Origin of the sequence: Tumidithrix helvetica PCC 7403, from assembly GCF_965232925.1 — a bacterium.
GTDB lineage: Bacteria > Cyanobacteriota > Cyanobacteriia > Pseudanabaenales > Pseudanabaenaceae > Tumidithrix > Tumidithrix helvetica.
The window spans coordinates 22,651-48,214 of record NZ_CBDDRA010000021.1 but is presented as its reverse complement, the minus strand read 5'-3'; the positions used below and the strand labels follow the sequence as shown (position 1 = coordinate 48,214).

Sequence of the window (25,564 nt, the reverse complement as noted above, 5' to 3'; positions counted from 1 at the left end):
TCTCAAACATAAAACTCCAGCATAAAACTCCAGCAGTTGACCTATTGCTCGCCGCTTATGAAACCGACAAAGCCACCCGAACCTTTAGCTGAAACCCAATGGGAACGTTTCTCCAAAACGCGCAACCAAGCCGATCCGAGAATTGTCGAGCAAATTGCTCAATTTCATACCCAGCGTAAGCTACTGACCAATGCATTTTGGGTGGCTGTTGCTGCGATCGTAGCGATCGCACTTGTCACCACCAAGACCAGTTCCTTTGAAAACATTTTGGGTGCGGGTCTGATTGCGATCTTTGCTCTCCTTCCCAGCTATATGTGGTGCTCGGGTCGAGTCCTTGGGATGCCAATTTTCCCAGTGTTTGCTCTCACTCATCTCTGGACGCACGCTAGCCCTCTTTTGAGCGAACACCCCATTGTGATGACCTATACCCCAGACAGTCGTTTTTTTGCAAGTTTGACCGTTGTCGGCTTTTTAGGCTTGGGAACAGCAGTTTGGTTTCAATTTGTCAAACATGCATCTGTTCCACCTACCAAATATTTAGTGCTTAAAACCGAACGCGGCGATGCTTTTTTTCTTGTGGTTCTGTTTGCTAGTGTTTTGTTTCATATGTACACCATAGGAGGATGGTTTCTCTTGGATGGGGGCATTTTTTCACTGGTACGAGGTGCAATCTTAGGTCTAACGGCTCTATCAGTATTTGTTTTAGCCTATCGCTTTGGCAAGCAAGAGTTGTCAAAAACTACCTCTGGGTTATTTATCATTTTGCTCGGCTTGGATATGATCGCTAGCTCAGCAAGTATGATTTTGGTGAGAGCGATGAGTTTATTTTTACTGTCAGCGATCGCGTTTATTATGGGACGACAGTACATTCCTTGGAAAACCTTGGCGATCGTGGTGCTCTGTTTTTCTCTTTTGCACATTGGCAAAGGGGAAATGCGATCGAAATATTGGTATCAGAGTTTCACCTTACAACCCTGGAACTACCCAGCTTTCTATGCGGAATGGATGGAAACAGCACTGCGATCTTTTACAAACAATGATAAAGACAATTCGGAATCGCAATCTTTTTTAGAGCGATCGAGCACGTTACAGCAGCTTTTACTGACACAGTCAGAGACTTCAAAGGGTTTACCTTACTTGGATGGTGCTACCTATGCGATTTTGCCAGAGCTTTTAATTCCTCGTCTCTTTAACTCTGACAAGATTACGAGTCATGAAGGTACGACCATTCTGAATATTCACTATGGCAGACAAAAGCGCGAAGATACACTCAAAACCACTATTGGATGGGGATTGCTGGCAGAGTCCTATGCGAATTTTGGGCTATGGGGTTGTGCTGGACTCGCCATGGTTTTGGGAATTGTCTATGGCTATGTGGCGCGATGGAGCATGAATATGTCTTTATTTTCGGCTCGTTCTCTGTTTGCAGTTCTGTTAATGGCCTATGCTTTCCAAGCAGAGTTTACGGCGGGGGTTTATGTAGCAGCTCTGTTTCAGTCTGGTATAACCTTGGCGATCGTCAGTTTCTTGTTGATGAAGGTTCAAGACGATCGGGTGAAAGCTCAAGACGCTCGTTAGGAGGTTGTCAGTTGTCAAGTTGTCAGTTCAAATATTCATCACAATATCCCAATAAATGCCGATAACCGATAACCATTAACCACTTTATCCATGAAACTCGCGATCGTTGCTTCCCATGCGATTCAGTACTATGCACCTCTATTTAGCTACTTAACAGCAGAGACACCTCTACAAATCAAGGTCTTTTATCTTTGGGATTTTGGCGTTACAGAGCAAATGGATCGAGGGTTTCAGCGATCGCTTCAATGGGATATTCCCTTATTAAAAGGTTATGACTGCGAGTTTGTTGAGAATATCAGTGCTAACCCTGGAACGCACCACAGAGCAGGATTACAGAACCCCACACTGCTAGAACGGGTAAAGCACTACAGCCCCGATGCAATTTTACTCATGGTTTCTTATAACTATGACAGTATTTATAATTTCCTGTGGCGATCGCTGACCCATAAGGTTCCACTTTTATTTCGGGGCGATTCCCATCGACTGTTGGTGAATCATAGCGTTAAATCATGGGCAAAACGACAGGTTATTTCCACGATTTTTAAACGCTTTGATGCTTGTCTGTATGTGGGGAAAGCTAATCATGACTATTTTCGCTATCACCACGTCCCCGAGCAGAAGCTATTTTTTACGCCCCATAGTGTAGATAACCAGAGGTTCTTTGATGTAAAGGATTTTGCGATCGCTCAAGCTAAAGTTTGGAGAGCAGAGTTAGGAATTCCCTCTGAGCATCTTTTAATCTTATTTGCGGGAAAGTTTGTATCAAAAAAGCGTCCACTAGATTTAGTCCAGTCCTTTCTCGATGCCAAGCTCCAGCATACCTCTCTATTATTTGTGGGTGCTGGAGAATTGGAGCCAGACTTAAAATTATTAGCTGCTCATTCTTCCCAGATCTATTTTGCCCCTTTTCAAAACCAGACCTTGATGCCTCGCACCTATGCCGCCGCTGACTTGGTAGTTTTACCCAGCTACGGCTCCAGTGAAACATGGGGATTGGCGATCAATGAGGCCATGTGTATGGCTCGTCCTGTAATTGTCAGTGACCATGTGGGATGCGCCCAAGATCTCGTACATCCCCGTCAAAATGGACTGATCTTTACCGCAGGCGATCGCGTTGAACTTGCGACTTGTTTAAAAGAAGCCTGTAGCGATCGCGATCGCTTGCAAGCATGGGGAAAGGCAAGCCATAACATTATTCGCAACTATAGCTATGCTAAGGTGGCTCAGGGAGTGATGTCAGCATTACACTATGTCCAAGAGAGTCAAACCTAAATTTCACGTCTGGATACCCGAGCTTTTTAGTAACAAAGGTGGCATTCAGGTATTTTCTTCGTTCTTTGTCAGGGGCTTGCAAGAACTCTATCCCACGGCTGACTATCAGATTTTTCTCAAAAGCGATCGCGCCATTCCCTCAAACACAACCTACCTACCGCAGACCCATTTCCACTATGCAGGACATTGGATATCGTGGCTCAAAACCCCTGTATTTGCGATGCAACTTCTGATTGGGGGACTTTGGTCGCGCCCTGACTTAATTATTGCCACACATCTCAATTTTGCCATTATTGCCAAGTGGTTAAATCGTCTTACAGGTATTCCCTACTGGATCGTAGCTCATGGAGTGGAAGCGTGGGACATTGAAAAGCCGAGTTTGATTCATGCCCTACGCCATGCCGATCGCATTCTATCGGTCAGTGAGTTTACGCGCGATCGCCTGCTTACATCTCATAACTTTAAGCCTAATCAAATAGTGGTTTTACCGAACACCTTCGATCCAGAGTGGCTCAGAATTGCACCCAAACCATCCCATCTATTAGAGAAATATCGCTTGCAACCACAGCAAAAAATTATTCTCACGGTATCGCGATTAATTGACTCAGAGCAATATAAAGGTTACCAACAGGTTCTCTTGGCAATGCCGCAGATTCGACACGCTATTCCCAACCTTCATTACATGATTGTGGGTAAGGGTAAAGACAGCGATCGCATCCTATCTCTGATGCACCAGTTGGAACTGCAAGACTGCGTAACCCTAACAGGCTTTATTCCCGATGCAGAACTTTGTGATTACTACAACCTTTGTGATGTCTTTGCCATGCCAAGTAAGCGGGAAGGTTTTGGCATCGTTTATCTGGAGGCATTGGCCTGTGGTAAACCCACCTTAGGAGGAAATCAAGATGGGGCTGTAGATGCTCTGCGACAAGGCGAACTTGGTGCACTGGTAAATCCTGACAATGTGCCTGAGATTGCCCAAACCCTAATAGCAATTTTAGAAGGAACCTATACAAATCCTCTGATTTATCAACCCGAAGCCCTTCGACGGGAAGTAACTGCCATATATGGCTTTGCTCGTTTTAAACAAACACTAGAGATTTATTTACAGCAGTATTGTGGCTAAACTCTATGTTTCCTTGACCCGCGTATGGAATATATTCTCATGGTGGTATGTTCGTTAAAAAATCCTAAGTGTTTAAGACTTCATGAATATCTAGACTATATTTAAAATCAAAGGTTTTGCAGTCCATTCACTGAGAGAAACTCAAATGGTCTCTACGAGCGTATTTCCAGATATTCAAAAACATATTCCTGTCATGGGAGATATGAATTTAAAAAGTCCGATCGCCTATAAAGCAACTCGGGCAATGGCTAGCGTTGTCAATGCTACGCAAATGGCATTGGCAGAAGCCTATATTAATGGGTTAGAAGTCCCAGACTCGGTGTTTCGAGCGGCGATCGATGCGTCCCTGCCCACCTTGTTTAAACATTGTCCAGGGTTGCTCGCTCCCTATGAGTGGGTATTACAGGAGACCGATCGCATTGCCGAGAGTTCGCGCGAACTGATGCAGGTGCAATACGACCGACCGCAGGCAATGCTCAATCAAATGTTGGGGGATTGGAAACTCATCTATCCTAAGTACAGCACTGGGTTTTGGGAAAATGGAGCAGCCAATCTAGAAGAATCGCAAATGCATATGCTCGATCAGGTCATCGAGCGATTGGGCATTGAGGATGGAGACAATATTTTGGATTTTGGTTGTGGCTGGGGCTGCGTACCCAACTACATCCTTTCTAAGTTCCCAAATGTAAGATTTACGGGACTGAACTTAAGCCACGAACAATGCGAGTATATGCGCCGTAAGATGCAAGATCCTGAGAGCTACCTGAGTTCGGGTCGCTTCACACTGCATGAAGGTGACTTAAACGAAGCCCATTTTGACGAAAAATTTGACAAAATTCTCTCCATTGGCGTCTTTTGCCATGTGGGGAATTTAACCAATGCTTTTCAGAAACTAGCATCCTTCTTAAAAGCCGACGGCAAGGTGCTGATTCATATCATCACGGTGCGCATTCCCAATCATATGTCCTCTGGCTTTACCCATAAGTATATCTTCCCTCACGGTCGCTATTGGAACCATGATGCGATTCCCAATCATAACCGCGATCTTAAAACCGTTCAGAAGTGGTATATGAATGGCATCAATTACCACAAAACCCTGACAGACTGGCTGCAGAGATTTGATGCTTCTCAAGAGAGCGTCAAATCTCTGGACTATGGCATGGACTACGCCAAATTCCGTCGAATCTGGCGCTTTTATTTGCTGTTGCTAGGTACAATTTTTGCGACTTGCGACGGCGAATATAATGGAAACGGTCAGTATCTCATGGTTCGCGCTTAAGCCATAACCATGCCACCGTCAACATTAAACACTTGCCCAGTGATGTATGCTGCCGCAGGATCTGCCGCTAGGAAACGTACCATACCTGCAATTTCTTCGGGCGTGCCATAGCGACCAAGGGGAATGTAGTTCAAAATTGCCTCTGCCTCTAGTCCAGCCGTCATATCGGTGGTGATAAATCCGGGAGCGACGGCATTGACCGTAATGCCCCGACTTGCGAGTTCTTTGGCGACGGTTTTGGTAAAGCCAATTACGCCTGCTTTGGCAGCGCTGTAGTTGGCTTGTCCAGGATTGCCCATCTGACCTGCCACCGAAGCGATATTGATAATACGCCCTGACTTTTGCTTGAGCATCAGTTTGGCGACAGCACGCGTACAGAGAAATACACCCGTGAGGTTGAGATTAATTACGGACTGCCAGTCTTCTAGTTTCATCCGCAGCAGTAAGGTGTCTTTGGTAATGCCTGCATTATTGACGAGGATATCAACCCGTCCCCATTGATCAGTTGCAGCTTTGATCAAACTATCCACTTGCTCGGCTTGGGATACATCTGCACCTGAGGCGATCGCTTCGCCACCCAACGCCAAAATTTCCTGTACTAAGGTTTCGGCTGCACTACTAGAGCTAGCATAATTGACCACCACCTTTGCTCCTTCTGATGCCAAAGCCAAGGCGATCGCTCTGCCAATTCCTCTAGACGCACCCGTTACGACGGCTACTTTTCCTGCTAAGTGTCCCATACTTGATTACTTAAACGTTCAATTAAACTTTACAAACAAAAAACGATCGAACTCCAACTATTTAGCTTACACCGCAAGTAGCCTAGATTCATTTATGCTTATGAGAGCTTTTCTACTTTTTCCCATAGCCTCTTGCGCCTATTCCTACTGATTAGGAAATGTCTAAATATGTCACAATCTAGCGATCGCTTAGCTAACCAAGCATCCGAAACCGTAAGGCCTAAAAGAGTGCAAAGTCTTGATGGGCTTCGCGCCCTGGCGATTTTATTTATTGTTATCGGTCATGGAATCGGTACGATTGCTTTTCACGAACAAGTTCCTGACCTTGTGTGGAGCATTTTGGGTAACGCGGAAATTGGCGTATCGATTTTCTTTGTAATCAGTGGCTTTTTTATCACAAAATCTTTGATTCAGGAAATTGAATTAAAAAATAGTATCAACTTTCTCGATTTCTATAGGCGAAGATTTGCAAAACTCTTGCCTCCTTATTACGTTTATTTGATTGTCATTCTGCTATTCGGAACTTTTCATCTCATCGATCTTCCCCTATCAGCTTGGTTCTCGGCATTCTTTCTATTTATTAACTACAGCCCTTTGCCAGGCTCTTGGTGGGTAGGACACAGCTGGTTTCTATGTATTATGGTTCTGTTTTATATTCTATGGCCAATTAGCTTCTCCTATTTAGGCAGAAAAAGAGCCACTTGGTTAGCTGGAATTTCGATCGTTGCCATACCTCTCATCAGGGTGATCACTTACTTTTTACTACCAGGGCTCAGAGAAAGAATTCCTGTGATGTTTCATACAAGAGTAGATATTCTCATGTTTGGAAGTCTGCTAGCGCTACTGTATGACCATCCAAAGTTTGTAAGTTTCTGTCAGCAGGCTTTTCGATATGGGTTTCATGTTTTTGCAGCAATATTCTTGCTCGCGGTCTCACCATTCTTATCTGCAAAATTTCAAGGTGCTTATCTACTCCCTATTGGATATAGTCTGAATGGATTTCTGACGACGATGTCAATTTTCTGGTTGATGGGTCATCCTCATTCTATGGTCGCAAAGATCTTAAACTTCAAGGTGTTTGTCCATATAGGAGCGATCTCTTACAGCGTTTACCTTTGGCAACAGTTGTTTATGACAAGACAAAATACAAGTTTCACAGGTTTATTTCCTTGGAATCTGCTATGCACGTTGGCGATCGCTGAGCTTTCCTATCAACTGATCGAGCGTTCTACTTTTAAGATGAGAAGTAAACCAACATCCAATCTCGGTAAGTAATTCATCCCATTCATCAAAGCAACGCCATCAATTATGGGCTAGAAATCTTACTGGCGATCGGCATGCGCCAGCCCGATCCGAAGGCTCGGTCTGTGATTTTTAAGCCAGGGGCAGCTTGGCGGCGTTTAAACTCTGCTCGTCTCAAGAGTTGGACAATGCGTTCCACGGTAGCAGGCTCGTGACCTGCGGCAATAATATCAGCAATGGAAGCGCGATCGCCGATCAATCGTTTGAGAATATCATCCAGGATGTCATAAGGGGGCAGGGAATCTCGATCGACTTGATCGGGTTTCAGTTCTGCGCTCGGCGGCTTGGTGAGAATATGGACGGGGATGATGGGAACGTGATAAGAATTGTCTTCTAATTCTTGGCTGCGGAGGTTGAGCCATTCGCAGATAGAATAGACGCGCGTTTTGGGCACATCCGCGATCGCAGCCAAACCACCATTCATATCACCATAGAGCGTGCAGTAACCAACCGACATTTCCGATTTGTTTCCAGTTGAGAGCAAGAGATGACCAAATTTGTTCGCGATCGCCATGAGCAAACTGCCCCTGATCCGCGATTGCAGGTTTTCTTCGGCAATGCCGCTGTCTGTACCCTCAAATAGATCTGCAAGGCTTTGGTCAAAGGCGGACATCATCGCTTGAATGGGAATTGTGTGCGTCTCAATCCCTAGATTTTGGGCGAGTTCTAAGGCATCGGTAATGGAATGATCGGAACTATAGGGGGAAGGCATGAGGACACCCAAAACATTCTCTTTGCCGATCGCAGCGGTAGCGATCGCGGCAACCAAGGCTGAGTCGATGCCGCCACTTAGACCGATCGCGACTTTTTTAAAGCCACATTTACGCACGTAATCGCGGACACCTAGGACTAAAGCTTCCCAGATTTCTTCATCTTCGCATTTGGGCGGTGCAACGAAAGGTGGAGCGACAGGGCTTTCTGTACTTAGAGAATTTGCTAAACCATTCCCAAAAGACTCTGAGGGGACTAAATCCATGGTAGCAATATCAAACTCGACGGTGACGAGATCGGTATCGAAGGCTCTGGCATTGGCAACGCATTCACCTTTGGCATTGAGGGCAAGACTGCTACCGTCAAAAATCAGGTCATCATTCGCGCCGACCTGATTGACATAGATCAGCGGTAATTTATGGGCGATCGCGCTGTGTTTTAACATTGCTTCTCTAAGCTTTTGTTTGCCCACAGCATAGGGAGAAGCGGAAAGATTTAATAATAAATCGACTTCCTGCTCGGCTAGGTCGGCAACAGGATTATCGGCATAGCTGCGCTTGCCCCAAAACCGCTCATCATTCCAAATGTCTTCGCAGATGGTGACGCCAATGCGTAAGGCATGGCTAGCAACGGATGCTTTGGGTGCAATCGCATGAATTTGAAGCGTAAAAAAGTTGCTGCTTGCACCCGGCTCAAAGTAGCGATCTTCATCAAAGACATCGTAGGTGGGCAAAAGTCGCTTGTGAAATACCTGCTGCACCTTGCCGTGATGCAAGAGGGCAGCACTGTTAAACAGTGGTTTTCCCCCTGCATGATGGGCGTTGGTATTAAACTCTACTGTGCCAACTAAAACCGCGATGGTTGAGGGCAGTAATTGCGCTAGTTGTTCTAGGGCGATCGCCATGTCTTTGACAAAATTGCGATCCATCAACAGGTCGCGGGGAGGATAGCCACATAGAGATAACTCTGGGGTAATCAGTAGACTTACGCCCTGACCAACCGCAGTTTGCGCTGCCGCGAGGATATTGGCTGCATTTCCATGTAAGTCCCCAATGATGGGATTTAGTTGTGCCAGTGCGATTTTCATGATGTCACCTTACGCTTTAACCTGATTTTTGTGTTTTGCCTCTCAAAAAGACCACTAGTCTGGATGAGCATACTTAGATTTCTATAGCCATATTTTTTAGAACTAAATGATGGCGACAGCTTTTTTATTTCCTTCCCAAAAAGACTTATATCTACCCATGAATTATCATTAGCAAGGAGTGTATAAGTCTTTTGTAGGAATTTAATTATTTCTTCCAAGACTATTGTTTCATTTTTTGTTTCTTTTAGCCTAATTTGGAAAGGAAGCTTATCTTTCGCTGCTTTTATCTCAAAAAGCCCACTAGCTTTTACCAATGCACTTAGATTTTTGCAACCATAATTTTTGATATTAAAGGATGGAGCTAATTGTGTTAGCTTCAGTTTCAGCTTCCCTAGATCTACCCAGTCATTCTCTTTGCTAAGCAAATCATAAGAAGACCGAAGAAGCTTTAATAGTTCTTTTGTGATTTTCTGATTCTGATTATTTTGAAGATTGGAACTTTGGTTATTTTGAAGATTTGTTTTTCCATTAGAGTTAGGAGTAATAGATTGTTTGGCAGGTATAGTCGTTAATGGAGCAATTATTGTGGTTTTTAAGTCTGTTGATTCTGAACCATCAAAAATCTCTGTATATATAAACTTATCGCACGCACTCACAAATGCTATAGGAGTTTGCTTTTTACCAAAGCCATAAACAAAAAACCCTGACTCTCTAATACGAATAGCAAGTCTTGTGAAGTCACTATCACTAGAAACTATACAAAACCCATCAATTTTCTGAGTGTGTAGCAAATCCATGGCATCAATTACTAGAGCAATATCAATAGCATTTTTATTTGCTGTATAGGCAAACTGTTGAATAGGTTGAATAGCAAGGTTAGTGAGTTTTTCTTTCCACCCACTGAGTCTTTCCGTTGTCCAATCACCATAGATGCGCTTGATATGGGCAGTTCCATATTTGGCGATTTCTTTGAGCAGAGGCTCGATCAATTTAGCACTGGCGTTATCGGCATCAATTAAGACGGCAAGGCGATCGGAGCGAAATTGAGTTCTGTTTTCCATAAAGTCCTTTCCTTCTGAAAAATGCGATCGCATCCTAAATAAATCCGACTGCTTGGGTGATTGTCTGGGACTGATTCGTTACGGCTAGCGCCTAACACATCCTACAATACCTGATAATATTTATTGCTCGTTCCATAGGGGGGATTACGTAATCGTTAGTTACAAACCTCTTGCCTTCCGTTGAGCCGCCAATTTGGGATAATCCCCCAGCCACTCATATTTAGGATTGAGTTCAAATAATGTGGCTTCGATCAAAGCGAATACAATATTCTTTCGCCTGAAAATTTCTCTGCGACTTAGACAACCTACATCTTCTCTTGTACTATATGCTTCCCAAGAAACATCCGTTAAGATTTTTAGCCCCAGATCATCTACAATTTGCCACCGTCGCTTGAGGTGAATTTGGCGTAGATTGGAAATAGGAATTTCGGGGTGATAAGTAGCTAAGCTTCTAGAATGTCGCTGCATATACATGAACCCAGTTGGTTTATAAGTAGTCGAAGAAAACGTCCATCCATCGCTGAACTTACTGTGAAATGTGCATATAATTTGTCTTGGCTCATTAGGAGAGAAAATCTTGAAGATTTCTGCAAACATATGATTTTGGGTGTCAGCAAATAATCTACTTATTGCCAAAGTTGATTCGATTTTGAAATCCATGACTTGTTCAAACCCTAGGGTTTCAAGCATCTGTGTATATTGATTCCATTCTTTAATATCAAGGGTTGGAAATTCATAAGAGCCAGATTGAGACAATTGTAGTTTTTCAGGTAATCCATCTAGTATTCTTTTTTTTAGATCGAGCCACCACTTTAAATGGAAAAGTTCTGCGATGATAAATGCTGCGATCGCCCATTTCCAACCTAGTTGCAGAGACAAAAGTAGGACAATTAAAACTACGGAGACTTGGTAGACAGCTACAGTTTCCCAAATATTAAGAAGCACATTACGATAATTCATAATTAAATGAATACTAAGGGCTTGTTTTTGAATGGAGCAAAGGCTTCGGCATCGAAGCGGTAGAGGCTGGCGGGGCGACCTGCACCTTTTGAAACCTTCTCACCCGTATCGCTGAGAAAACCTAGTTTGAGTAACTTCGTGCGGAAGTTGGAATAATCGGAGAAATTCTCGCCTAACACTGTGGCGTAGAGTTGATAGAGATCGCTGAGCGTAAAGGACTCAGGTAAAACGTCAAAAGCAACGGGACTGTATTCTAATTTGTTGCAGAGGCGGCGATGACCGTATTCTAAAATGCGATTGTGATCGAAGGCTAGCTGAGGCACTTGTTTGAGCGGATACCACGCGATGCCACTGACGCGATCGGCAATTAGCTCTGCCTCTGGAAACCGCACGAGGGCAAAATAACTCACCGATAGATAGCGCGTACCGTAACTATTGGGTGCTTCTCGCGGATCGCGACCGACCTCACCAAAAGTATAAAGCTGTTCCAAATAGAGATTTTTGACCCGAATTTTTTCCGCTAAAATCCGATACGCCGCATCTTCTAGCGACTCGCCTTGGCGCACGAGCGTACCGGGCAAACACCAACAATCTCGATAGGGCTCTTGCTGGCGCATCACCAACAACACCAACAGTCGGTTTTGATCGGTATCTACCGAAAAGATTACGTTATCGACTCCGACTTTAAAGTCTGCCAGTGGGTAGCGGGGTTTACTTCCTGACATTCGTACAGGTGCTCCTGATGTATATATGCTGCAACTGAAGGTATTATTACTGAACGATCGCCATTGTTACGATACGCGGTTGAGGAAACATTGGGAATATGTAGATCGGCGATCGCGGCATTAGCCCCCATACACCGTAATTCCTCAAGGTCAGACTCAGCGATCGCGCATCCCTGACGCGGCATCACCAATAGCTTGACTTGTGCGAGTAACTCATGGGCATGATACCAAGTGGGGAGTTGTCTTACCAAGTCAGCCCCCACAATTAGGGTAAAGTCTGCCCCTTGCCAGATCTCTTTTGCCAAATTCACCGTAACGAGCGATCGCGGACTACTAATTTCAGGATGTAGCTGCAAGTTGGGATATTCCGAAGCGGCTCGAACCGTCAGATCCATCATGGCAATCCGTTGCGCTAAACTGGCTTGGTGCAATTTAAATGGATTGTCAGAGACCCAGACCGCACAGAGGTCGTAGTTTTGCGCCAACCATTTCAAAATGGTTAAGTGAGAACGTGTAGGGGGATCGGCACTCGTACCGAAAAGGGCGATGTTCATAAGGGGTTGGTTATCAGTTGTCGGTTTGGATTAAGTAGGGGCAATTCATGAATTGCCCCTACCTAATGAAATCTCCACTGGAATGGGAGTGGGTTGCTTAATTTGACGGGCGATCGCAGGTAGAGCCGTCACAGAATCGCGGGTGCGTTGGGCGATCGCGGCAAGACTTTCAGGGGGCTTGAGCAAGTTGCCATTCTGCATCACCAGTTCTAAAAGGGGTTGCTCGTCGGCAAGGGGGGACTCGTCGGCTAACCCAAGGCGATCGCTTTGGATTTGTTCGGCTTGATAGGTTCGGAACACCTGTTTGCGTCCCGCGTAGGTTTGTTTTCCACTCGATTTTTTGCTAACGGGCTTCCCATCGATTTCTACCAGTTTGTATACGCCATTTACGGGTTCTCCTGTTACCAGTTTTGTACCAATACCATAGCCGTCTATCGTTGCGCCCGCAGTCTGCAATCGCACAATTTCGGCTTCATCGATATCGCCACTGGCAAAAATTGAGACATCGGGTAAAAGCGATCGCACTTCTTGAGAGAGTTTGACCAAATCGCCAGAGTCCAAACGCACGCCCTTGAGATCCATCTCGCCAGCATTGACCAGTGCGGCTAAGTTATGCGCAGCTTTGGAAGCATCAAAGGTATCGATCAGTAAAGGACTATGGGGAAAGTAGCGGTGAAAGGCAGAAAACGCGAGAGCCTCGCTTCCTTCCAAAGCGCTCAGTGCCATCACCAGAGCATGTGCCATCGTTCCTGTGGGCTTCCTACCCAATTTCAAAGCAGCCAGAACGTTAGAGGTGTAATCCATCCCTGCGGCTAAGGCTGCTCTTGCCGCCCAGAGCGAAGCTTGCGGACTAAAAGCGCGTCTGGTTCCAAATTCCATCAAGCTGACGTTATCTCCTGCCACATCCCTCATGCGTGCGGCTTTTGTGGCAATTAGGGTTTGATAGTTGATCGCATTCAAGAGATAGGTTTCGATCAGTTGTGCCTGCCATAGCGGTGCTTCGATGCGAAGAAAGGGTTCGTGGGGGAATAAAACCGTTCCCTCTGGAACTGCCCAGACATCCCCTGTAAATTTTGCATCTAAGAGTAGATCCCAGAATTTTTCGCTGGCGCGATCGAAGATTCCCGTTGCCTTAAGTGCGGCAATTTGTGACGGTGTGAAATGGAATTTTTGCAGATAGTCCACCACTTGAGCCAGTCCCATTGCTACCAGATAACCAAATCCCTCTGGCAGGCGACGTACAAATAACTCAAAGCTAGCGCAACGCTGCTCTAAGCCTTCACCAACGTAGCAAGTTGCCATCGTCAACTGATAGAGATCGGTGAGTAAACTGTAATCTTCAGGTGAGACAGTGAGTTCCCGATCCTCTATAGGATTTTCTGCGGGATGCTCAGGATTTAAAGAAAGTAAAGAAGTTGCAACTGCCATAACTTTATGTGGGTAGATCGCATAAAATAATTATAGTCAAAAAAACCTAAATTGCAAGCAATATATTATTGGATTTTAAAATATATTCAAAAAGTAATATGGAGATCCTCAATTAACGAAACACCCTATATAGGTTTATTCCTGCGATCGCCAAAGATCCTACAGGGCAACCACAGGGGGATTGCCCCTACAGTCTTGCGATCCATTCCCCAGAGCTAAATGAGAGTTATTTAGCGTGAATTCGGGATAAAGCTTTTTGGGCAAAACATACGACGCATAAGGAATCTGGGCGATTGCACACCATCCATCGCCCCTACCCAACTTTGTAGGGGCAGTGGATGGTGTATGCCTGACCTGATTACCTAGATAAATCCTATTTATCCAGACGGATTTGAGATTATACAGAGATAGGAAGAATCGACAGCTAGATCGAGAATTTTAGATTTACTGATCCCGAATCGTGGCTATTTATAGTTATTTTAAATATAATTCTCTTGGCTTAATTTTTTAATCTGTGTAAAATTGTCAGAAAATCTTGCGCGATCGCTTCCGTATTCGCAAGTGTCAAAATTGGCACATGGACAAAAATGCAGGCAATATCCAAACGATGGCGGTGAAAATAGTCGAGCAAGCAGTGATAGAGGGTATTGCAGACATAACGTCCCGCATCTTCGCTGATTTCGGTTATCGCTAAGCCCATCAGTAATTGGTTGAGGTTGACCTTGGTTTGATGCGTGACCTCTTGACTCCAAGCGTTTAACTCAACGGTCAGTACCTTTCGCATCTCTGCCATGCCGCAACAAATCACCACATCGGGCTTGAATTGTTGGATCGTCGCGATCGCTTGGGATGGCGCTAACTCAAAATCGACGGGCAGTTGTCTGGCGAGATGCATGCGATCGCTTAGCAAACCCCTCTGTGCGACAATTCCCAATAGATCGTCGGAAGAATTGGATACTTGGTGCGCTTCCCATGTGGCGAACGAGGTGAGTAAAACTTTTTTTGTCATCTCTTCAAGATAATTCCCGATCTTCAAATTCCTGCATTTTAACTCCGCTTAGCCCGATATGACCTTGAGAAGTTGAAGTTACCCTTAGAATTCAGCACTTTGGCTTTCTAAAATACATTGTGAAATCAAGAAGATATAACGATATACAGTGCTGCTAACCTAAGCTTTACGAGAGTTTAACTTTCGATGTGCCTACCAACACCGCAAAGCTAGATTTGGAGTGCTACAAATGCGGTAACACTTGGGTAGAGCAATCTACTGATTTATGCCAAACCCCAAAATCCAGATTATGGCAAAGAAAGTAAAGGATATTGAAAAATTAGAGGCTAAGGTAGATTGCATCGTAGACCAAGTGGCAGATTTGGCTGCTTTAATGTTGCAGCTTTTAATTAATCAGGATCGGTTTGGCGGTGAAATCACAAAATCTCTGACAAGCTTTAAGCAAGAACTATCTACATTTGGCAATAATTTAGCCGATCTAGAAGAAAGAACCAATCGCCGATTTAGTCACATCGAGCAGCAGTCAGAAAATGCCAGTCGCTTGATCAAGGTGATCGAAGCACTGGTAAATTTGCCATATCTTGCCAAGGGCGATCGCATTGAAGTCAATATTCCTTCTCTAGATGCAACCGAACCAAAAAAAATTAATTAATTCCTAATAACGAACCAGAGGGTCACATTTTCGTTAGCTCAAAGTCGCCTTGGTATGAGATCGCAGACGATTTACCACAATACGACACTTGGCCAGGTTCTCATGCCAAAGTTCGCGAAACCAAGTATAGCGGTGTTCAAATGAGAAGAGTATAGTTGAAAGCCTGCTATAGAAAGCTTTGACCCTATATCTCTTGCTTGTTCCGAAGTGAAAAACGCTATAGCGATCGTTATCCAGTGCTTTGTCGAGAATTAGCGGTATACTGCTGTGTTTTCTGTAGCAATAGAAAACACAGCATAGAAAATTCCATGCTGTGTAACGGATATCAAGATTAAATCAGCGGTAATCTTGGCTTTGGATGTTTCGCAGGCGTGCCTCTGGGCGTTTAAAGCGGTTTAGTTGGGCTTCAAAGAAGGCGCGATTTGCCTCTAGGTGTTTGGGATTGGGATCGTCTAGGGGATAGAGCAAAGCCGATCGCAATGCCTGAATTACCGCCGAGGTCACGCAATACATCGATCGCTGGAAACTAATTCCTAGCTGAATCAGCATGTCATCCTCACCACGACAGTGTTTGGAATAGTATTCCACCAAATAGGGAGGCAGGAAATGTAACATATCTTGCATCAAAAGCGTTGGGGGAATGCCAGCCGTACCGACTGGAAACACATCCGCATAGAGAATGCCAAAATGGAAGTCTTTTTGATCTTGAGGAACTTGATTCGTCTGAGCGTTGTAAGACTTCGTGCCTCTAAATGGTGAGGTGCGATAAAACACTGCTTCCACATAGGGTAAAGCTGCTTCGTACAGCCAAGTAAAGCCCTTAGATTTGGGGATAATCTCATAGACTTCTCCGCGTATTGTCACTTCGTGATAGATGGGGCGACCCGCGATCGCAAAGATCCCATTCACTAAAAAGTTCATCGCATCGGGGACGCTGGCAATTTTGCCCTCATCATAGAGGTCGCTCATCTCAAAAAACACAGGAGCCATGATTTCCCAAAACAGCCCGAGATTTGCGTAGTAGGACATTTGACGGACTTGCTCTAAAAACATATCGGGGAAAAGTTGATAGAGACCCATCATCACGGGATTAAATTTGAAATATGCCCGAATCGCTTTATCAGCATTCGCTTTATATTCTTCAGAGTCTAAATAAGGATCGAACTTGCCACCCATGCCACGATGCCACAGCATTGCCCGCATGCATTCTTCGGCAAACTCCATATTGATGCGATCGTGCCAGAGATGATGAAAGATCTTTGGCATTTTCATGGTCTCGCCTTTTTCCATAAATGCAAGCAGTTCGGGATGGGCAGAGCCTATGCCGCGCCAGATTCTCAAGTCAGCTTCATCTCCTGCATAGTGATTTTGCCGATCTAGGTACTCTTTAGGTATGAAATATTTAAAGAAGGGAAGGGGATCGAGAAATACCTGCTCGGCGATATAGAGCAAATCGCGCCAGTAGAAGTCCATAGGTACGGCATATGCTTTGTATAACCCAATAATCTGCATCAGATTTTCGGGAGTATCGGGAAGCATCGCTCCACCAGCTTCTAAACGGTGAATTATTTCGGCAAAATCATGCTGAGAAGGAGGTAATACAGGCTTTTTGGTTTCTAAAGTGGCAGTTGTCATAGTTATATCTAAGATTTTAAATGGGTTAGTAAGCAGCAGTTAGGAATTACCTCTCCCTAGCCCTCCCCTTTGTAAGGGGAGGGAACAAGATTTCCGTAGAAATCTTAATTTGGAGCTACAAGATTTGGGCTTTGCAGAGCAATTTGGCGATCGCTGGCTTGATGTACGGAATCTACCAAACTAGCCACAAGAGAATTAGTCGTAGGTTCGCTCCAGCGCAGCAACCAGCTTGGTTGAATGCCTAGGAAGAAGATCAAAGCGATCAAAATTAGAGCAGGTGTATGTTCTGTTCGAGTCACCTTGGGATAGTAGGCAGTAGCATTATCTAACTTGCCAAAACAGGTGCGATTTAGCAAAATCACAAAGTAAACTGCGGTCAGACCGCTAGCAATAATGCAAAGCAGGGTCAGAATGGGGAAGACACTAAAGCTACCTTGGAAGACCAAAAATTCGGCAACAAAGCCCACGAGTCCGGGAATACCTGCGCTTGCCATGCCACCAACAATCAATAACGTGCTAGTCAAGGGTAGTCCGCGAATCGGATTGAGCAATCCATTCAAGGCATCTAGATCTCTCGTCCCGACTTTTTCTTCAATCACGCCCACCAAATAGAAGAGAATTGCCAAAATCAAGCCGTGACTTACCATCTGACCGACGCCACCAATCAAACTCAGCTTTGTACCTGCGGCACAGGCAACCAGCACGTAGCCCATATGCCCGATGGAACTATAGGCAACCATACGCTTAATATCTTTCTGGGCGATCGCGGTTAAAGCCCCATAGAGAACGCTAATTGTGCCAATGATGCCCAAGGTTGGAGACAACTCAGCCCAAGCATCGGGCATTAATTGCAAACCAAAGCGTACCAATCCATAGGTTCCCAACTTGGCTAGAACCCCACCCAGTAGGATCGCCACCGAGGGAGAAGATTCCACATAAACATCAGGGAGCCAAGTGTGAAGGGGGACTAGAGGCGTTTTGATGCCAAACCCCACCACCAAAATCGTCAAGAGAATCACCTGTGTTGGCAGAGGGATAGAGGCGATCGCTTGCAGATTGGCATTGTAATCAAAACTACCCGAACCGCTTACCCAGGCTAAGCCAAAGAATCCTAGCAAGATCAGAATCCCAGAAATTGCCGTGAAAATCAGAAACTTCATGGCGGCATAGGTCCGCTTTTCGCCACCCCAGATCGCAATCATCAGATAGAGAGGAATTAACTCCACCTCATAAAAGAGGATAAACAGTAAGAGGTTTTGCGCTACAAATGCGCCAGCTACAACGCTCGATACGACTAGGATTAAGGAATAATAAAGCTGCGATCGCTCGATATTCGGCTTACTGCCATAAATGACGATCCAAGACAAAAAGCTATTCAGTGCCAAGAGGGGCAGGGAAATTCCATCGACCCCAAGGCGATAGCTCAAACCAATCTGCTCGATCCAAGGTAGATATTCTTCCATTTGTAAGCCCGAAACCGAAGGATCGAACTTAAAGAACAGAAATAGGTTGATTGCTAGGGTTACAGAGGCGATCGCCAAGGCAGCAGTACGAGCAGCAGTCAGCTTGGGATAAAGCCCAATTAATATCGCTCCAAATAGAGGAAGCCAAACCAGAAGACTAAGCATAGTTGGTTATTGAGTTAGTTATTGTGATTAGAAGCTGTTAAAACTAATTAAAATAATTGCGGCAATCCCAATAATCACGGTAAATACATAGGCTTGTAATTGACCAAAAGTGCTATACCTAAGCGCCTCTCCACTCATGATTGTCAGCAACCCAAACAGATTTCCCAAACTGTCAAAAATGTATTTATCGATCCAATAAGCAATTTGGGAAATTAGTGCGACCGTGAATATAATGGTTTGACGGTAGATTTTAGGCGTATAGAAATCATTTGCCAGTAAATCTTGCAGCCATTTAATTGGGAATTGTACGGGCTTAGAGATTGCATTCCCTAGATAAACTACACCACTAACGCCAGCACCTAAAATTGTTGACCAAGTTAGGAGCAAAGCCATGCCTCTGTTTAAATCTGCCCAGATTGGCAATAGATCGAGAGATTGCAAAATTAGGGGTAAATGTAAAACAAATCCCAGTAAAGTCACCATCGGTACGATAATCGACCAATGCACTTCAGGCGATCGCTGTGCCATCTCCTTCGCCTTGCCCCCAAAGATCAGGCAAAACACCCTAGTCAAACTGAAGGCTGTAATTCCATTCACGACGAGGACAAAGACCACCAACCAAGGATACTCAGCCCACAGACCGTTGCAGAGTTTTAATAATGCCCAAAATCCTCCTAGAGGCGGTAAAGCAACCAATCCCGCTGCACCCGTGAGAAATGCCAAGCCTCCCATCGGGCGACGCGACCATAGCCCACCCATTTGCGTCAGATCCTGCGTGATGCTATTCCAGATCACCGTACCGACTGACATATAGAGCAGTGCGATCGCCACTGCATAGACCAGCACCAAGAGTAGAGCGGCTTCAACTTGATGCGTTCCTACGGCGATAAATACCAAGCCCATGTAACTACTGACAGAATAGGAAAGGGCGCGTTTGGTATCGATCTGAGCCATGGCAATCAAAGCGCCGCCCAAAGCTGTAATCGAACCTACAACGATCGCCGCTGTCATGGCTGTGGGTGAAAGCGATAAAACTGGTTCTAACTTAATCAGTACCCATGCTCCCGTAGGAACCACGACTGAGCTTCTTAAAATTGTGCTGGGGATAGGAGCTTCCATCGCTTCATCGAGCCAAAGATGCAGAGGGAATTGAGCGCATTTGCCCATGGGGCCAGCAATCAAAGCTAAACTCACTAAGGTAATTACATTAGAATCGATATTCGCATTCTTTGCCCAGACTGCTAACTCAGGGAAGTCCCATGTGCCTGCGATCGGCAGCAGTGCTACGACCCCCATCAGCAAAACCAAATCTCCGACCCGCTTGGTTAAAAAAGCATCCCTTGCTCCCGTAACTACCAGGGACTGGTTGAACCACAAGCCCACCAGTAAATAGGTTCCTAAGGTCAGGATTTCTAGAATAATGTAGGCAAAAAATAGAGAATCGCAGAGAACGAGCGCGCACATGCCTGCTTCAAACAGAGCCAGCAGCGCAAAGAATCTCGCCCAGCCCCAGTCCATCTCCATATAACCGATCGCATAAACCTGAGCCAAAAGATTTAAGCCAGTAATTAAAACCGTTGCGCCGATGGTTAAAGAGGAAATATCAATGGGACAGGTGAGGTTCAGTCCAGCAACTTGCAGCCACTGAAACGACAACTCCAGTGGTGGTTGATTCCAACTTGCTTGAAGTGCGATCGCGCCATGTAGAAAGGCTAAGAGCGTCATAATCGCATTCACATATCCCGAAGGACGCGGTCCCGTCAATCTGGTGATGGCTGGAAACCAAATTACTGAGGCGATCGCGCCAATCAATGCATAGCATGGAATTAACCAAGAACTCTCAAAGAGAATTTGGCTCATAGGTTTAAAAGTGTTTAATCAATAGTATCTATACAGTTGAACCTATGATATCGAGAAAGATCATAGATTGCAATCAATTTTTCTAATGGAGATTATAGACTCTTATCTATGGTTAATCCCATATAATTTTCCTTGCTTCGCGCAACCCACAGGAGCGCAAAGAAGTCGAAGTCATGGTTGACGGTCTATTTCTCTCAAGAAATCTTCTTAATAGAGGTTGCTTAGGAATCTGTGCGATTAATCATAGATTTAAATCTATATAAAATATAAAAAATATCGAGTTTTTTCTATGTATTTTGATCCTATGATTACTCTATCGCAAGCATAGAAATACCTCTTTCCTTGCAAGCAAGGGATCTGGCAACAGGTTTCACGATTAGTCATCAGGAATAACATCCTTTTAACTAATACAGAGTTTTCGAGCGACTAAATTACTTATAAAAATTCACCTCTTATCGCTCATGGCTTATCGCCGATGGGAATGGTGGGGTGTTAAGGGAGATACTATGACAAAATTTTTTAATCAAATTTCTAGGCGCAAGTTTCTATCCGTTGCTGGTGTAGCCGCAACGAGTTCTATTCTCTTAAACGGATGTCTTGGCAATCCACCTGAGATGGGTGGATCTAAGACAGGATCGGTCCCTGCGGCAAATCCCGGTTCTAGCGAGGGACTGGAGACAACCACAGCAAAATTGGGATATATCGCAATTATCGAATCCGCTCCTTTAATTATTGCAAAAGAGAAAGGCTTTTTTGCCAAATACGGCATGACTGGCGTAGAGATATCCAAGCAAGCAAGCTGGGGTGCTGCTAGAGATAATGTCGAAATTGGGGCTGCGGGTGGAGGTATTGATGGCGGTCAGTGGCAGATGCCCATGCCCTACCTCATTTCCACGGGAAAAATCACAAAGGGGAATAAAGAGATTCCCATGTACGTGCTCTGTCAGTTGAATACTCAGGGCAATGGCATTGCGATCGCAGACAAACATAAGGGCAAAAATATTGGTTTGAAATTAGATGGCACCAAGTCGTTTTTTGACAAACTTAAGGCAGATAGCGCCAAATTTAAAGCTGCCTACACCTTCCCTCAGGCAAATCAAGATTTTTGGATTCGTTATTGGTTAGCGGCTGGTGGCATCGATCCCGATGCGGATGTCGAACTCTCGACTGTTCCAGCGGCTCAGACCGTGGCAAACATGAAAACAGGTACGATGGATGCTTTCAGTACGGGCGACCCTTGGCCCTATCGCATCGTGGCAGATAAAATCGGTTTCTTATCAACGCTGACTGCCGAGATGTGGAAAAACCATCCTGAAGAATATTTCGCCATGCGCAGTGACTGGGTAAACAAAAATCCCAAAGCCACAAAAGCAATTTTGAAGGGAATTATGGAAGCTCAGCAATGGTGCGACAACTTCGATAACCGTAAGGAAATGTCAGAGATATTGGCAAAACGTGAATATTTCGGTGTACCAGTTGAAGTTTTGCTCCCGCCATATATGGGCAAATACGATATGGGTGATGGTCGTACGATCGATGACAAGTCAATGGCAGCACTCTATTGGAAAGATGAGAAAGGTAATGTTTCCTATCCCTATAAGAGTCACGATCTCTGGTTTTTAACTGAAAGCGTGCGCTGGGGATTTTTGCCACCCGAAACCCTCGATAACGCCAAGACTTTAATCGACAAAGTGAACCGTGAGGATATTTGGAAAGAAGCTGCCAAAGAAGCAGGAATTCCAGCCGCAGATATTCCCACCAGTACTTCTAGAGGCATTGAGAAGTTCTTTGATGGCATTGAGTTTAATCCTGAAGACCCTAAAGCTTATCTCAAGAGCTTGAAAATCAAAAAAGTGAACGTTTGACCGCTCCCCTAGCCCCTCTCCAAAACAGAGAGTGGGACAAGAATTAAAAGCGTGGCATCACCTAGCTTTATCTCCCTACATTTTTCCGTTTTTACAAACACACGAACATTATTAGAGGATTCTATGACTGCAATTCAGCGACGACCCAAAAGCAATTCTTTCGCCAATGTAGTGACAGCGCAAATTCAAAAGCTGTTGCCAAATATTGTTCCTCCTCTGGTGGCGATCGCAATTTTTTTGGTAATTTGGCAGCTATTCACCATGCTTCCTGGCGCGATATTGCCAGGCCCGATCAAAGTGGTGCAACAAACTTGGATTTTGATTCTCTATCCGTTCTACGACAAGGGCGGCACGGATAAAGGATTGTTTTGGCAGGTACTCGCCAGCCTGCAACGGGTGGCAATGGGTTATACCCTCGCGGCGATCGTCGGCATCAGCTTGGGGATTCTGGTGGGAACCAGTAAAGTCATGTCCAAGGCACTCGATCCGATTTTCCAGTTTTTGCGCACAGTACCACCGCTAGCATGGGTTCCGATTGCTCTGGCAGCTCTGCAAAAAAATGAGCCAGCAGCACTATTCGTAATTTTCATTACGGCAATCTGGCCAATTTTAATCAATACAGCCGTAGGCGTGCAGCAAATTCCGCAAGACTACCGTAACGTTTCTAGAGTTTTAAAGCTCTCGCGTGCCAAGTTCTTCTTTAAGATTCTAATCCCATCAGCGCTTCCTTATATCTTTACGGGCTTGAGAATTGCGATCGGTTTGGCTTGGTTGGCGATTATTGCAGCGGAAATCGTGATGTCAGGAATTGTCGGTATCGGCTTCTTTATTTGGAACGCCTACACGAATGGAAATGTGAGCGAAGTGATTTTGGCGCTATTTTACATTGGTGCAGTGGGTCTGATTCTCGACAAACTGATGGCGAAATTGCAAACCTTGATCGCGAAGGAGCAATAGGCTCAGTTGGACTTCGCTCGCTGTCCCCATCCAACCTCCCCTTGGCAAGGGGAGGAATATCCAGAATAATCACTCTACACTCCATAAACCTATGCCTGAATTTGTTTCTGTCGATCGCATCGATAAAGTTTTTTCACTCTCGAATGGAGGCACTTACGTTGCCCTTAAGGATATCAGCCTCGAAATTAAGAAAGGCGAATTTATCTCCCTGATCGGTCACTCTGGTTGCGGCAAATCTACGCTCCTCAATATGGTAGCGGGTTTGGACTTGCCCACCGAAGGGATTGTCATGCTAGAAGAAGAACGGATTAGCAGCCCAGGGCCCGATCGCATGGTGGTATTTCAAAACTATTCCCTTTTGCCTTGGCTCACGGTACGTCAAAATATCGCCCTCGCCGTAGAACAGGTCTTGGGACATCTCCCTAAAGCCGAGCAAGACAGTATCATCGAGCACAATATCAATATGGTGGGTTTGAGCCATGCTGCCGACAAGCCACCCGGACAGCTCTCAGGGGGTATGAAACAGCGGGTGGCGATCGCCCGCGCCCTGTCCATTCGTCCCAAACTATTATTACTGGATGAACCTTTTGGCGCATTGGATGCTCTGACCAGAGGTAACCTGCAAGAAAAACTCATGGAAATCTGCGAAGAGAGCCATGTCACAGCAATTATGGTAACCCACGATGTCGATGAAGCTCTGTTGCTCAGCGATCGCGTCGTCATGTTGACCAATGGACCCGAATCCAAGATCGGACAAATTATGGAAGTCAATATTCCCCGTCCGCGCCATCGCTTGGAAGTCGTGAATCATCCCAGCTACTACAGCATGCGCAGCGAGATTATCTACTTTCTCAACCAACAAAAGAAAGACAAAAAATTTAAAGCTAGAAGCAAGACCGTTACCAGTCGCTACGGCTTGGAGAAAGTCAACTTGGAAATTGGCTTCGTACCCCTGACTGCCTGTGCGCCCTTAGCGATCGCCAAGGAAAAGGGATTTTTTGCCAAACATGGACTGGATGAAGTCACCTTGGTACGCGAACCCAGTTGGCGCGGTATCACAGATGGTTTAGCGAATTCCTATCTTGATGCAGCACAGGTTCCAGCGGGAATGCCGCTATGGTTGACGCTTGGCGGTAGGGATGGCAAGCCCATACCCATGACGACTTCGCTCACCCTGACGCGCAATGGTAATGGCATTACGCTTGGCAAGCAGTTTTTCGATCGAGGTGTGTTTACATTAAGTGATTTCAAACAGTCTTTATTGGAGACAAGCGATCGCGTTCACACCCTAGGCATGGTGCATCCATCCTCTTTGCATAACTTGCTATTACGCTACTGGTTGGCGGCTGGTGGCATTCACCCCGATCGCGACGTTAGTCTCACCACAATTCCACCCGCTCAAATGGTAGCCAACCTCAAAGCAGGCAATATCGATGGGTACTGTGTCGGCGAACCATGGAATATCCGCGCTGCCACGGAAGGAATTGGCTACACGATCGCGACGGATTTAGAAATCTGGCTGGGACATCCTGGCAAGGTTTTGGGTGTAAGAGAGGAGTGGGCATTGGCTTACCCCAATACCCATTTGGCTCTGATTAAAGCCTTACTGGAAGCCTGCGAATATTGCGCCGATGACAACAATGCCGAAGAAATTCGTCAAATCCTCTGTCGTCCTGAGTATGTCGATACCGATCCTGAATATATCAATATTGGCAGTCCCGACCTCTATACTTGCTCTATAGACCAACCCCTCAGACAGTACGCACACCACCAGTTTTACGGTACTGGACTCAATCGTCCCAGCCGTACCGAGCAGCTCTGGATCATGACTCAGATGGCACGATGGGCAACCGTTCCATTTCCACGCAATTGGGTTGAGATCCTAGAGAGAATCTGTAGTGTCTCTGCCTTTAGTACCGCAGCGAGAGAATTGGGAATGCTGGAAGTTGGCTACAAACGCCCACCCATTCAGCTATTTGATGGCAGCATTTTCAACACTGACGATCCGATCGGTTATCTCAACAGCCTAGAAATCAAGAGTGACATTCACATTGCCGATGTCATTATTGACACACCCAGAGTCAAAGTTGCCTAGGAACCTCTCCCAGATTCTCCCCAATAATGAGAAAGCGTTT

At 45.3% G+C, this 25,564-nt stretch carries 20 protein-coding genes; 9 read left to right on the top strand and 11 right to left on the bottom strand.

Annotated elements, in window-relative coordinates:
- Positions 1-57: 57 nt before the first annotated feature.
- The 4 genes from ACP2WE_RS18440 (at position 58) to ACP2WE_RS18425 (ending at position 5,255) form a co-directional block, all read left to right on the top strand.
- Positions 58-1,578, top strand: coding sequence for a hypothetical protein (locus tag ACP2WE_RS18440; protein WP_425217012.1), 1,521 nt, complete (start codon positions 58-60; stop codon positions 1,576-1,578).
- 90 nt (positions 1,579-1,668) lie between these two features.
- Positions 1,669-2,850, top strand: a complete 1,182-nt coding sequence (locus tag ACP2WE_RS18435; protein ID WP_425217011.1) for a glycosyltransferase family 4 protein — start codon at positions 1,669-1,671, stop codon at positions 2,848-2,850.
- Positions 2,828-3,976: a glycosyltransferase gene (locus ACP2WE_RS18430; RefSeq protein ID WP_425217010.1), complete on the top strand. Its 1,149-nt coding sequence runs from the start codon at positions 2,828-2,830 to the stop codon at positions 3,974-3,976. The genes ACP2WE_RS18435 and ACP2WE_RS18430 overlap by 23 nt, the downstream gene beginning before the upstream one ends.
- Positions 3,977-4,121: 145 nt before the next feature.
- The gene (locus tag ACP2WE_RS18425) at positions 4,122-5,255 is read left to right on the top strand and encodes a cyclopropane-fatty-acyl-phospholipid synthase family protein (protein ID WP_425217009.1); all 1,134 of its coding nucleotides are present in this window, start codon (positions 4,122-4,124) and stop codon (positions 5,253-5,255) included.
- Here ACP2WE_RS18425 and fabG read toward each other — a convergent pair.
- Complete coding sequence (gene fabG, locus ACP2WE_RS18420) at positions 5,252-5,995, bottom strand: 3-oxoacyl-[acyl-carrier-protein] reductase (protein ID WP_425217008.1); 744 nt, start codon at positions 5,993-5,995, stop codon at positions 5,252-5,254. The two genes, ACP2WE_RS18425 and fabG, sit on opposite strands and share 4 nt — an antisense overlap.
- Positions 5,996-6,163: 168 nt before the next feature.
- On the opposite strand from fabG, the gene ACP2WE_RS18415 reads away from it, so the two are divergent.
- On the top strand, positions 6,164-7,270 hold the full coding sequence (locus ACP2WE_RS18415; RefSeq protein ID WP_425217007.1) for an acyltransferase family protein: 1,107 nt from the start codon (positions 6,164-6,166) through the stop codon (positions 7,268-7,270).
- 31 nt (positions 7,271-7,301) lie between these two features.
- Here ACP2WE_RS18415 and ACP2WE_RS18410 read toward each other — a convergent pair whose 3' ends face one another.
- The 7 genes from ACP2WE_RS18410 to ACP2WE_RS18380 all read right to left on the bottom strand — a co-directional run bounded on the left by ACP2WE_RS18410 (position 7,302) and on the right by ACP2WE_RS18380 (position 14,832).
- Positions 7,302-9,095, bottom strand: coding sequence for an NAD+ synthase (locus ACP2WE_RS18410; protein ID WP_425217006.1), 1,794 nt, complete (start codon positions 9,093-9,095; stop codon positions 7,302-7,304).
- Complete coding sequence (locus ACP2WE_RS18405) at positions 9,092-10,156, bottom strand: NYN domain-containing protein (RefSeq protein ID WP_425217005.1); 1,065 nt, start codon at positions 10,154-10,156, stop codon at positions 9,092-9,094. Before ACP2WE_RS18405 ends, ACP2WE_RS18410 begins: the two co-directional genes overlap by 4 nt.
- Before the next feature lie 159 nt (positions 10,157-10,315).
- Positions 10,316-11,116 carry a hypothetical protein gene (locus tag ACP2WE_RS18400; protein WP_425217004.1) on the bottom strand — a complete coding sequence of 267 codons (801 nt, stop codon included), beginning with the start codon at positions 11,114-11,116 and terminating at the stop codon, positions 10,316-10,318.
- 2 nt (positions 11,117-11,118) lie between these two features.
- Positions 11,119-11,841, bottom strand: a complete 723-nt coding sequence (locus ACP2WE_RS18395; protein ID WP_330484037.1) for an NUDIX hydrolase — start codon at positions 11,839-11,841, stop codon at positions 11,119-11,121.
- Positions 11,781-12,395, bottom strand: coding sequence for a nicotinate-nucleotide adenylyltransferase (locus ACP2WE_RS18390; protein WP_425217003.1), 615 nt, complete (start codon positions 12,393-12,395; stop codon positions 11,781-11,783). Before ACP2WE_RS18390 ends, ACP2WE_RS18395 begins: the two co-directional genes overlap by 61 nt.
- Before the next feature lie 45 nt (positions 12,396-12,440).
- Positions 12,441-13,823, bottom strand: a complete 1,383-nt coding sequence (locus tag ACP2WE_RS18385) for a nicotinate phosphoribosyltransferase (RefSeq protein WP_425217002.1) — start codon at positions 13,821-13,823, stop codon at positions 12,441-12,443.
- A gap of 499 nt (positions 13,824-14,322) precedes the next feature.
- Positions 14,323-14,832: a pyroglutamyl-peptidase I family protein gene (locus tag ACP2WE_RS18380; RefSeq protein WP_425217001.1), complete on the bottom strand. Its 510-nt coding sequence runs from the start codon at positions 14,830-14,832 to the stop codon at positions 14,323-14,325.
- 265 nt (positions 14,833-15,097) lie between these two features.
- Here ACP2WE_RS18380 and ACP2WE_RS18375 point away from each other — a divergent pair, with 265 nt between their 5' ends.
- Positions 15,098-15,484 (top strand): hypothetical protein, encoded by a 387-nt coding sequence (locus tag ACP2WE_RS18375; protein ID WP_425217000.1) that lies wholly within the window; start codon positions 15,098-15,100, stop codon positions 15,482-15,484.
- Positions 15,485-15,820: 336 nt separating this feature from the next.
- Here the strand turns inward: ACP2WE_RS18375 and ACP2WE_RS18370 are convergent, their stop codons facing one another.
- From ACP2WE_RS18370 to ACP2WE_RS18360, 3 genes are all read right to left on the bottom strand, one after another.
- The gene (locus ACP2WE_RS18370) at positions 15,821-17,119 is read right to left on the bottom strand and encodes a CO2 hydration protein (RefSeq protein WP_425216999.1); all 1,299 of its coding nucleotides are present in this window, start codon (positions 17,117-17,119) and stop codon (positions 15,821-15,823) included.
- A 104-nt stretch (positions 17,120-17,223) separates the two neighbouring features.
- On the bottom strand, positions 17,224-18,747 hold the full coding sequence (locus ACP2WE_RS18365; protein WP_425216998.1) for an NADH-quinone oxidoreductase subunit M: 1,524 nt from the start codon (positions 18,745-18,747) through the stop codon (positions 17,224-17,226).
- A gap of 27 nt (positions 18,748-18,774) precedes the next feature.
- Positions 18,775-20,607: an NAD(P)H-quinone oxidoreductase subunit F gene (locus tag ACP2WE_RS18360; protein ID WP_425216997.1), complete on the bottom strand. Its 1,833-nt coding sequence runs from the start codon at positions 20,605-20,607 to the stop codon at positions 18,775-18,777.
- Between the two features lie 506 nt (positions 20,608-21,113).
- On the opposite strand from ACP2WE_RS18360, the gene ACP2WE_RS18355 reads away from it, so the two are divergent.
- From ACP2WE_RS18355 to ACP2WE_RS18345, 3 genes are all read left to right on the top strand, one after another.
- Positions 21,114-22,472 carry a CmpA/NrtA family ABC transporter substrate-binding protein gene (locus tag ACP2WE_RS18355; protein WP_425216996.1) on the top strand — a complete coding sequence of 453 codons (1,359 nt, stop codon included), beginning with the start codon at positions 21,114-21,116 and terminating at the stop codon, positions 22,470-22,472.
- Between the two features lie 123 nt (positions 22,473-22,595).
- On the top strand, positions 22,596-23,429 hold the full coding sequence (gene ntrB / locus ACP2WE_RS18350) for a nitrate ABC transporter permease (RefSeq protein WP_425216995.1): 834 nt from the start codon (positions 22,596-22,598) through the stop codon (positions 23,427-23,429).
- A 91-nt stretch (positions 23,430-23,520) separates the two neighbouring features.
- Positions 23,521-25,524: an ABC transporter ATP-binding/substrate-binding protein gene (locus ACP2WE_RS18345; RefSeq protein ID WP_425216994.1), complete on the top strand. Its 2,004-nt coding sequence runs from the start codon at positions 23,521-23,523 to the stop codon at positions 25,522-25,524.
- Positions 25,525-25,564 lie beyond the last annotated feature (40 nt).

What these genes read in the sequence shown, in the direction of transcription:
- ACP2WE_RS18440 (WP_425217012.1), top strand. Translation starts at nt 58, where the DNA reads ATGAAACCGACAAAGCCACCCGAACCTTTAGCTGAAACCCAATGGGAA.
- ACP2WE_RS18435 (WP_425217011.1), top strand. Translation starts at nt 1,669, where the DNA reads ATGAAACTCGCGATCGTTGCTTCCCATGCGATTCAGTACTATGCACCT.
- ACP2WE_RS18430 (WP_425217010.1), top strand. Translation starts at nt 2,828, where the DNA reads ATGTCCAAGAGAGTCAAACCTAAATTTCACGTCTGGATACCCGAGCTT.
- ACP2WE_RS18425 (WP_425217009.1), top strand. Translation starts at nt 4,122, where the DNA reads ATGGTCTCTACGAGCGTATTTCCAGATATTCAAAAACATATTCCTGTC.
- fabG (WP_425217008.1), bottom strand. Translation starts at nt 5,995, where the DNA reads ATGGGACACTTAGCAGGAAAAGTAGCCGTCGTAACGGGTGCGTCTAGA.
- ACP2WE_RS18415 (WP_425217007.1), top strand. Translation starts at nt 6,164, where the DNA reads ATGTCACAATCTAGCGATCGCTTAGCTAACCAAGCATCCGAAACCGTA.
- ACP2WE_RS18410 (WP_425217006.1), bottom strand. Translation starts at nt 9,095, where the DNA reads ATGAAAATCGCACTGGCACAACTAAATCCCATCATTGGGGACTTACAT.
- ACP2WE_RS18405 (WP_425217005.1), bottom strand. Translation starts at nt 10,156, where the DNA reads ATGGAAAACAGAACTCAATTTCGCTCCGATCGCCTTGCCGTCTTAATT.
- ACP2WE_RS18400 (WP_425217004.1), bottom strand. Translation starts at nt 11,116, where the DNA reads ATGAATTATCGTAATGTGCTTCTTAATATTTGGGAAACTGTAGCTGTC.
- ACP2WE_RS18395 (WP_330484037.1), bottom strand. Translation starts at nt 11,841, where the DNA reads ATGTCAGGAAGTAAACCCCGCTACCCACTGGCAGACTTTAAAGTCGGA.
- ACP2WE_RS18390 (WP_425217003.1), bottom strand. Translation starts at nt 12,395, where the DNA reads ATGAACATCGCCCTTTTCGGTACGAGTGCCGATCCCCCTACACGTTCT.
- ACP2WE_RS18385 (WP_425217002.1), bottom strand. Translation starts at nt 13,823, where the DNA reads ATGGCAGTTGCAACTTCTTTACTTTCTTTAAATCCTGAGCATCCCGCA.
- ACP2WE_RS18380 (WP_425217001.1), bottom strand. Translation starts at nt 14,832, where the DNA reads ATGACAAAAAAAGTTTTACTCACCTCGTTCGCCACATGGGAAGCGCAC.
- ACP2WE_RS18375 (WP_425217000.1), top strand. Translation starts at nt 15,098, where the DNA reads ATGCCAAACCCCAAAATCCAGATTATGGCAAAGAAAGTAAAGGATATT.
- ACP2WE_RS18370 (WP_425216999.1), bottom strand. Translation starts at nt 17,119, where the DNA reads ATGACAACTGCCACTTTAGAAACCAAAAAGCCTGTATTACCTCCTTCT.
- ACP2WE_RS18365 (WP_425216998.1), bottom strand. Translation starts at nt 18,747, where the DNA reads ATGCTTAGTCTTCTGGTTTGGCTTCCTCTATTTGGAGCGATATTAATT.
- ACP2WE_RS18360 (WP_425216997.1), bottom strand. Translation starts at nt 20,607, where the DNA reads ATGAGCCAAATTCTCTTTGAGAGTTCTTGGTTAATTCCATGCTATGCA.
- ACP2WE_RS18355 (WP_425216996.1), top strand. Translation starts at nt 21,114, where the DNA reads ATGACAAAATTTTTTAATCAAATTTCTAGGCGCAAGTTTCTATCCGTT.
- ntrB (WP_425216995.1), top strand. Translation starts at nt 22,596, where the DNA reads ATGACTGCAATTCAGCGACGACCCAAAAGCAATTCTTTCGCCAATGTA.
- ACP2WE_RS18345 (WP_425216994.1), top strand. Translation starts at nt 23,521, where the DNA reads ATGCCTGAATTTGTTTCTGTCGATCGCATCGATAAAGTTTTTTCACTC.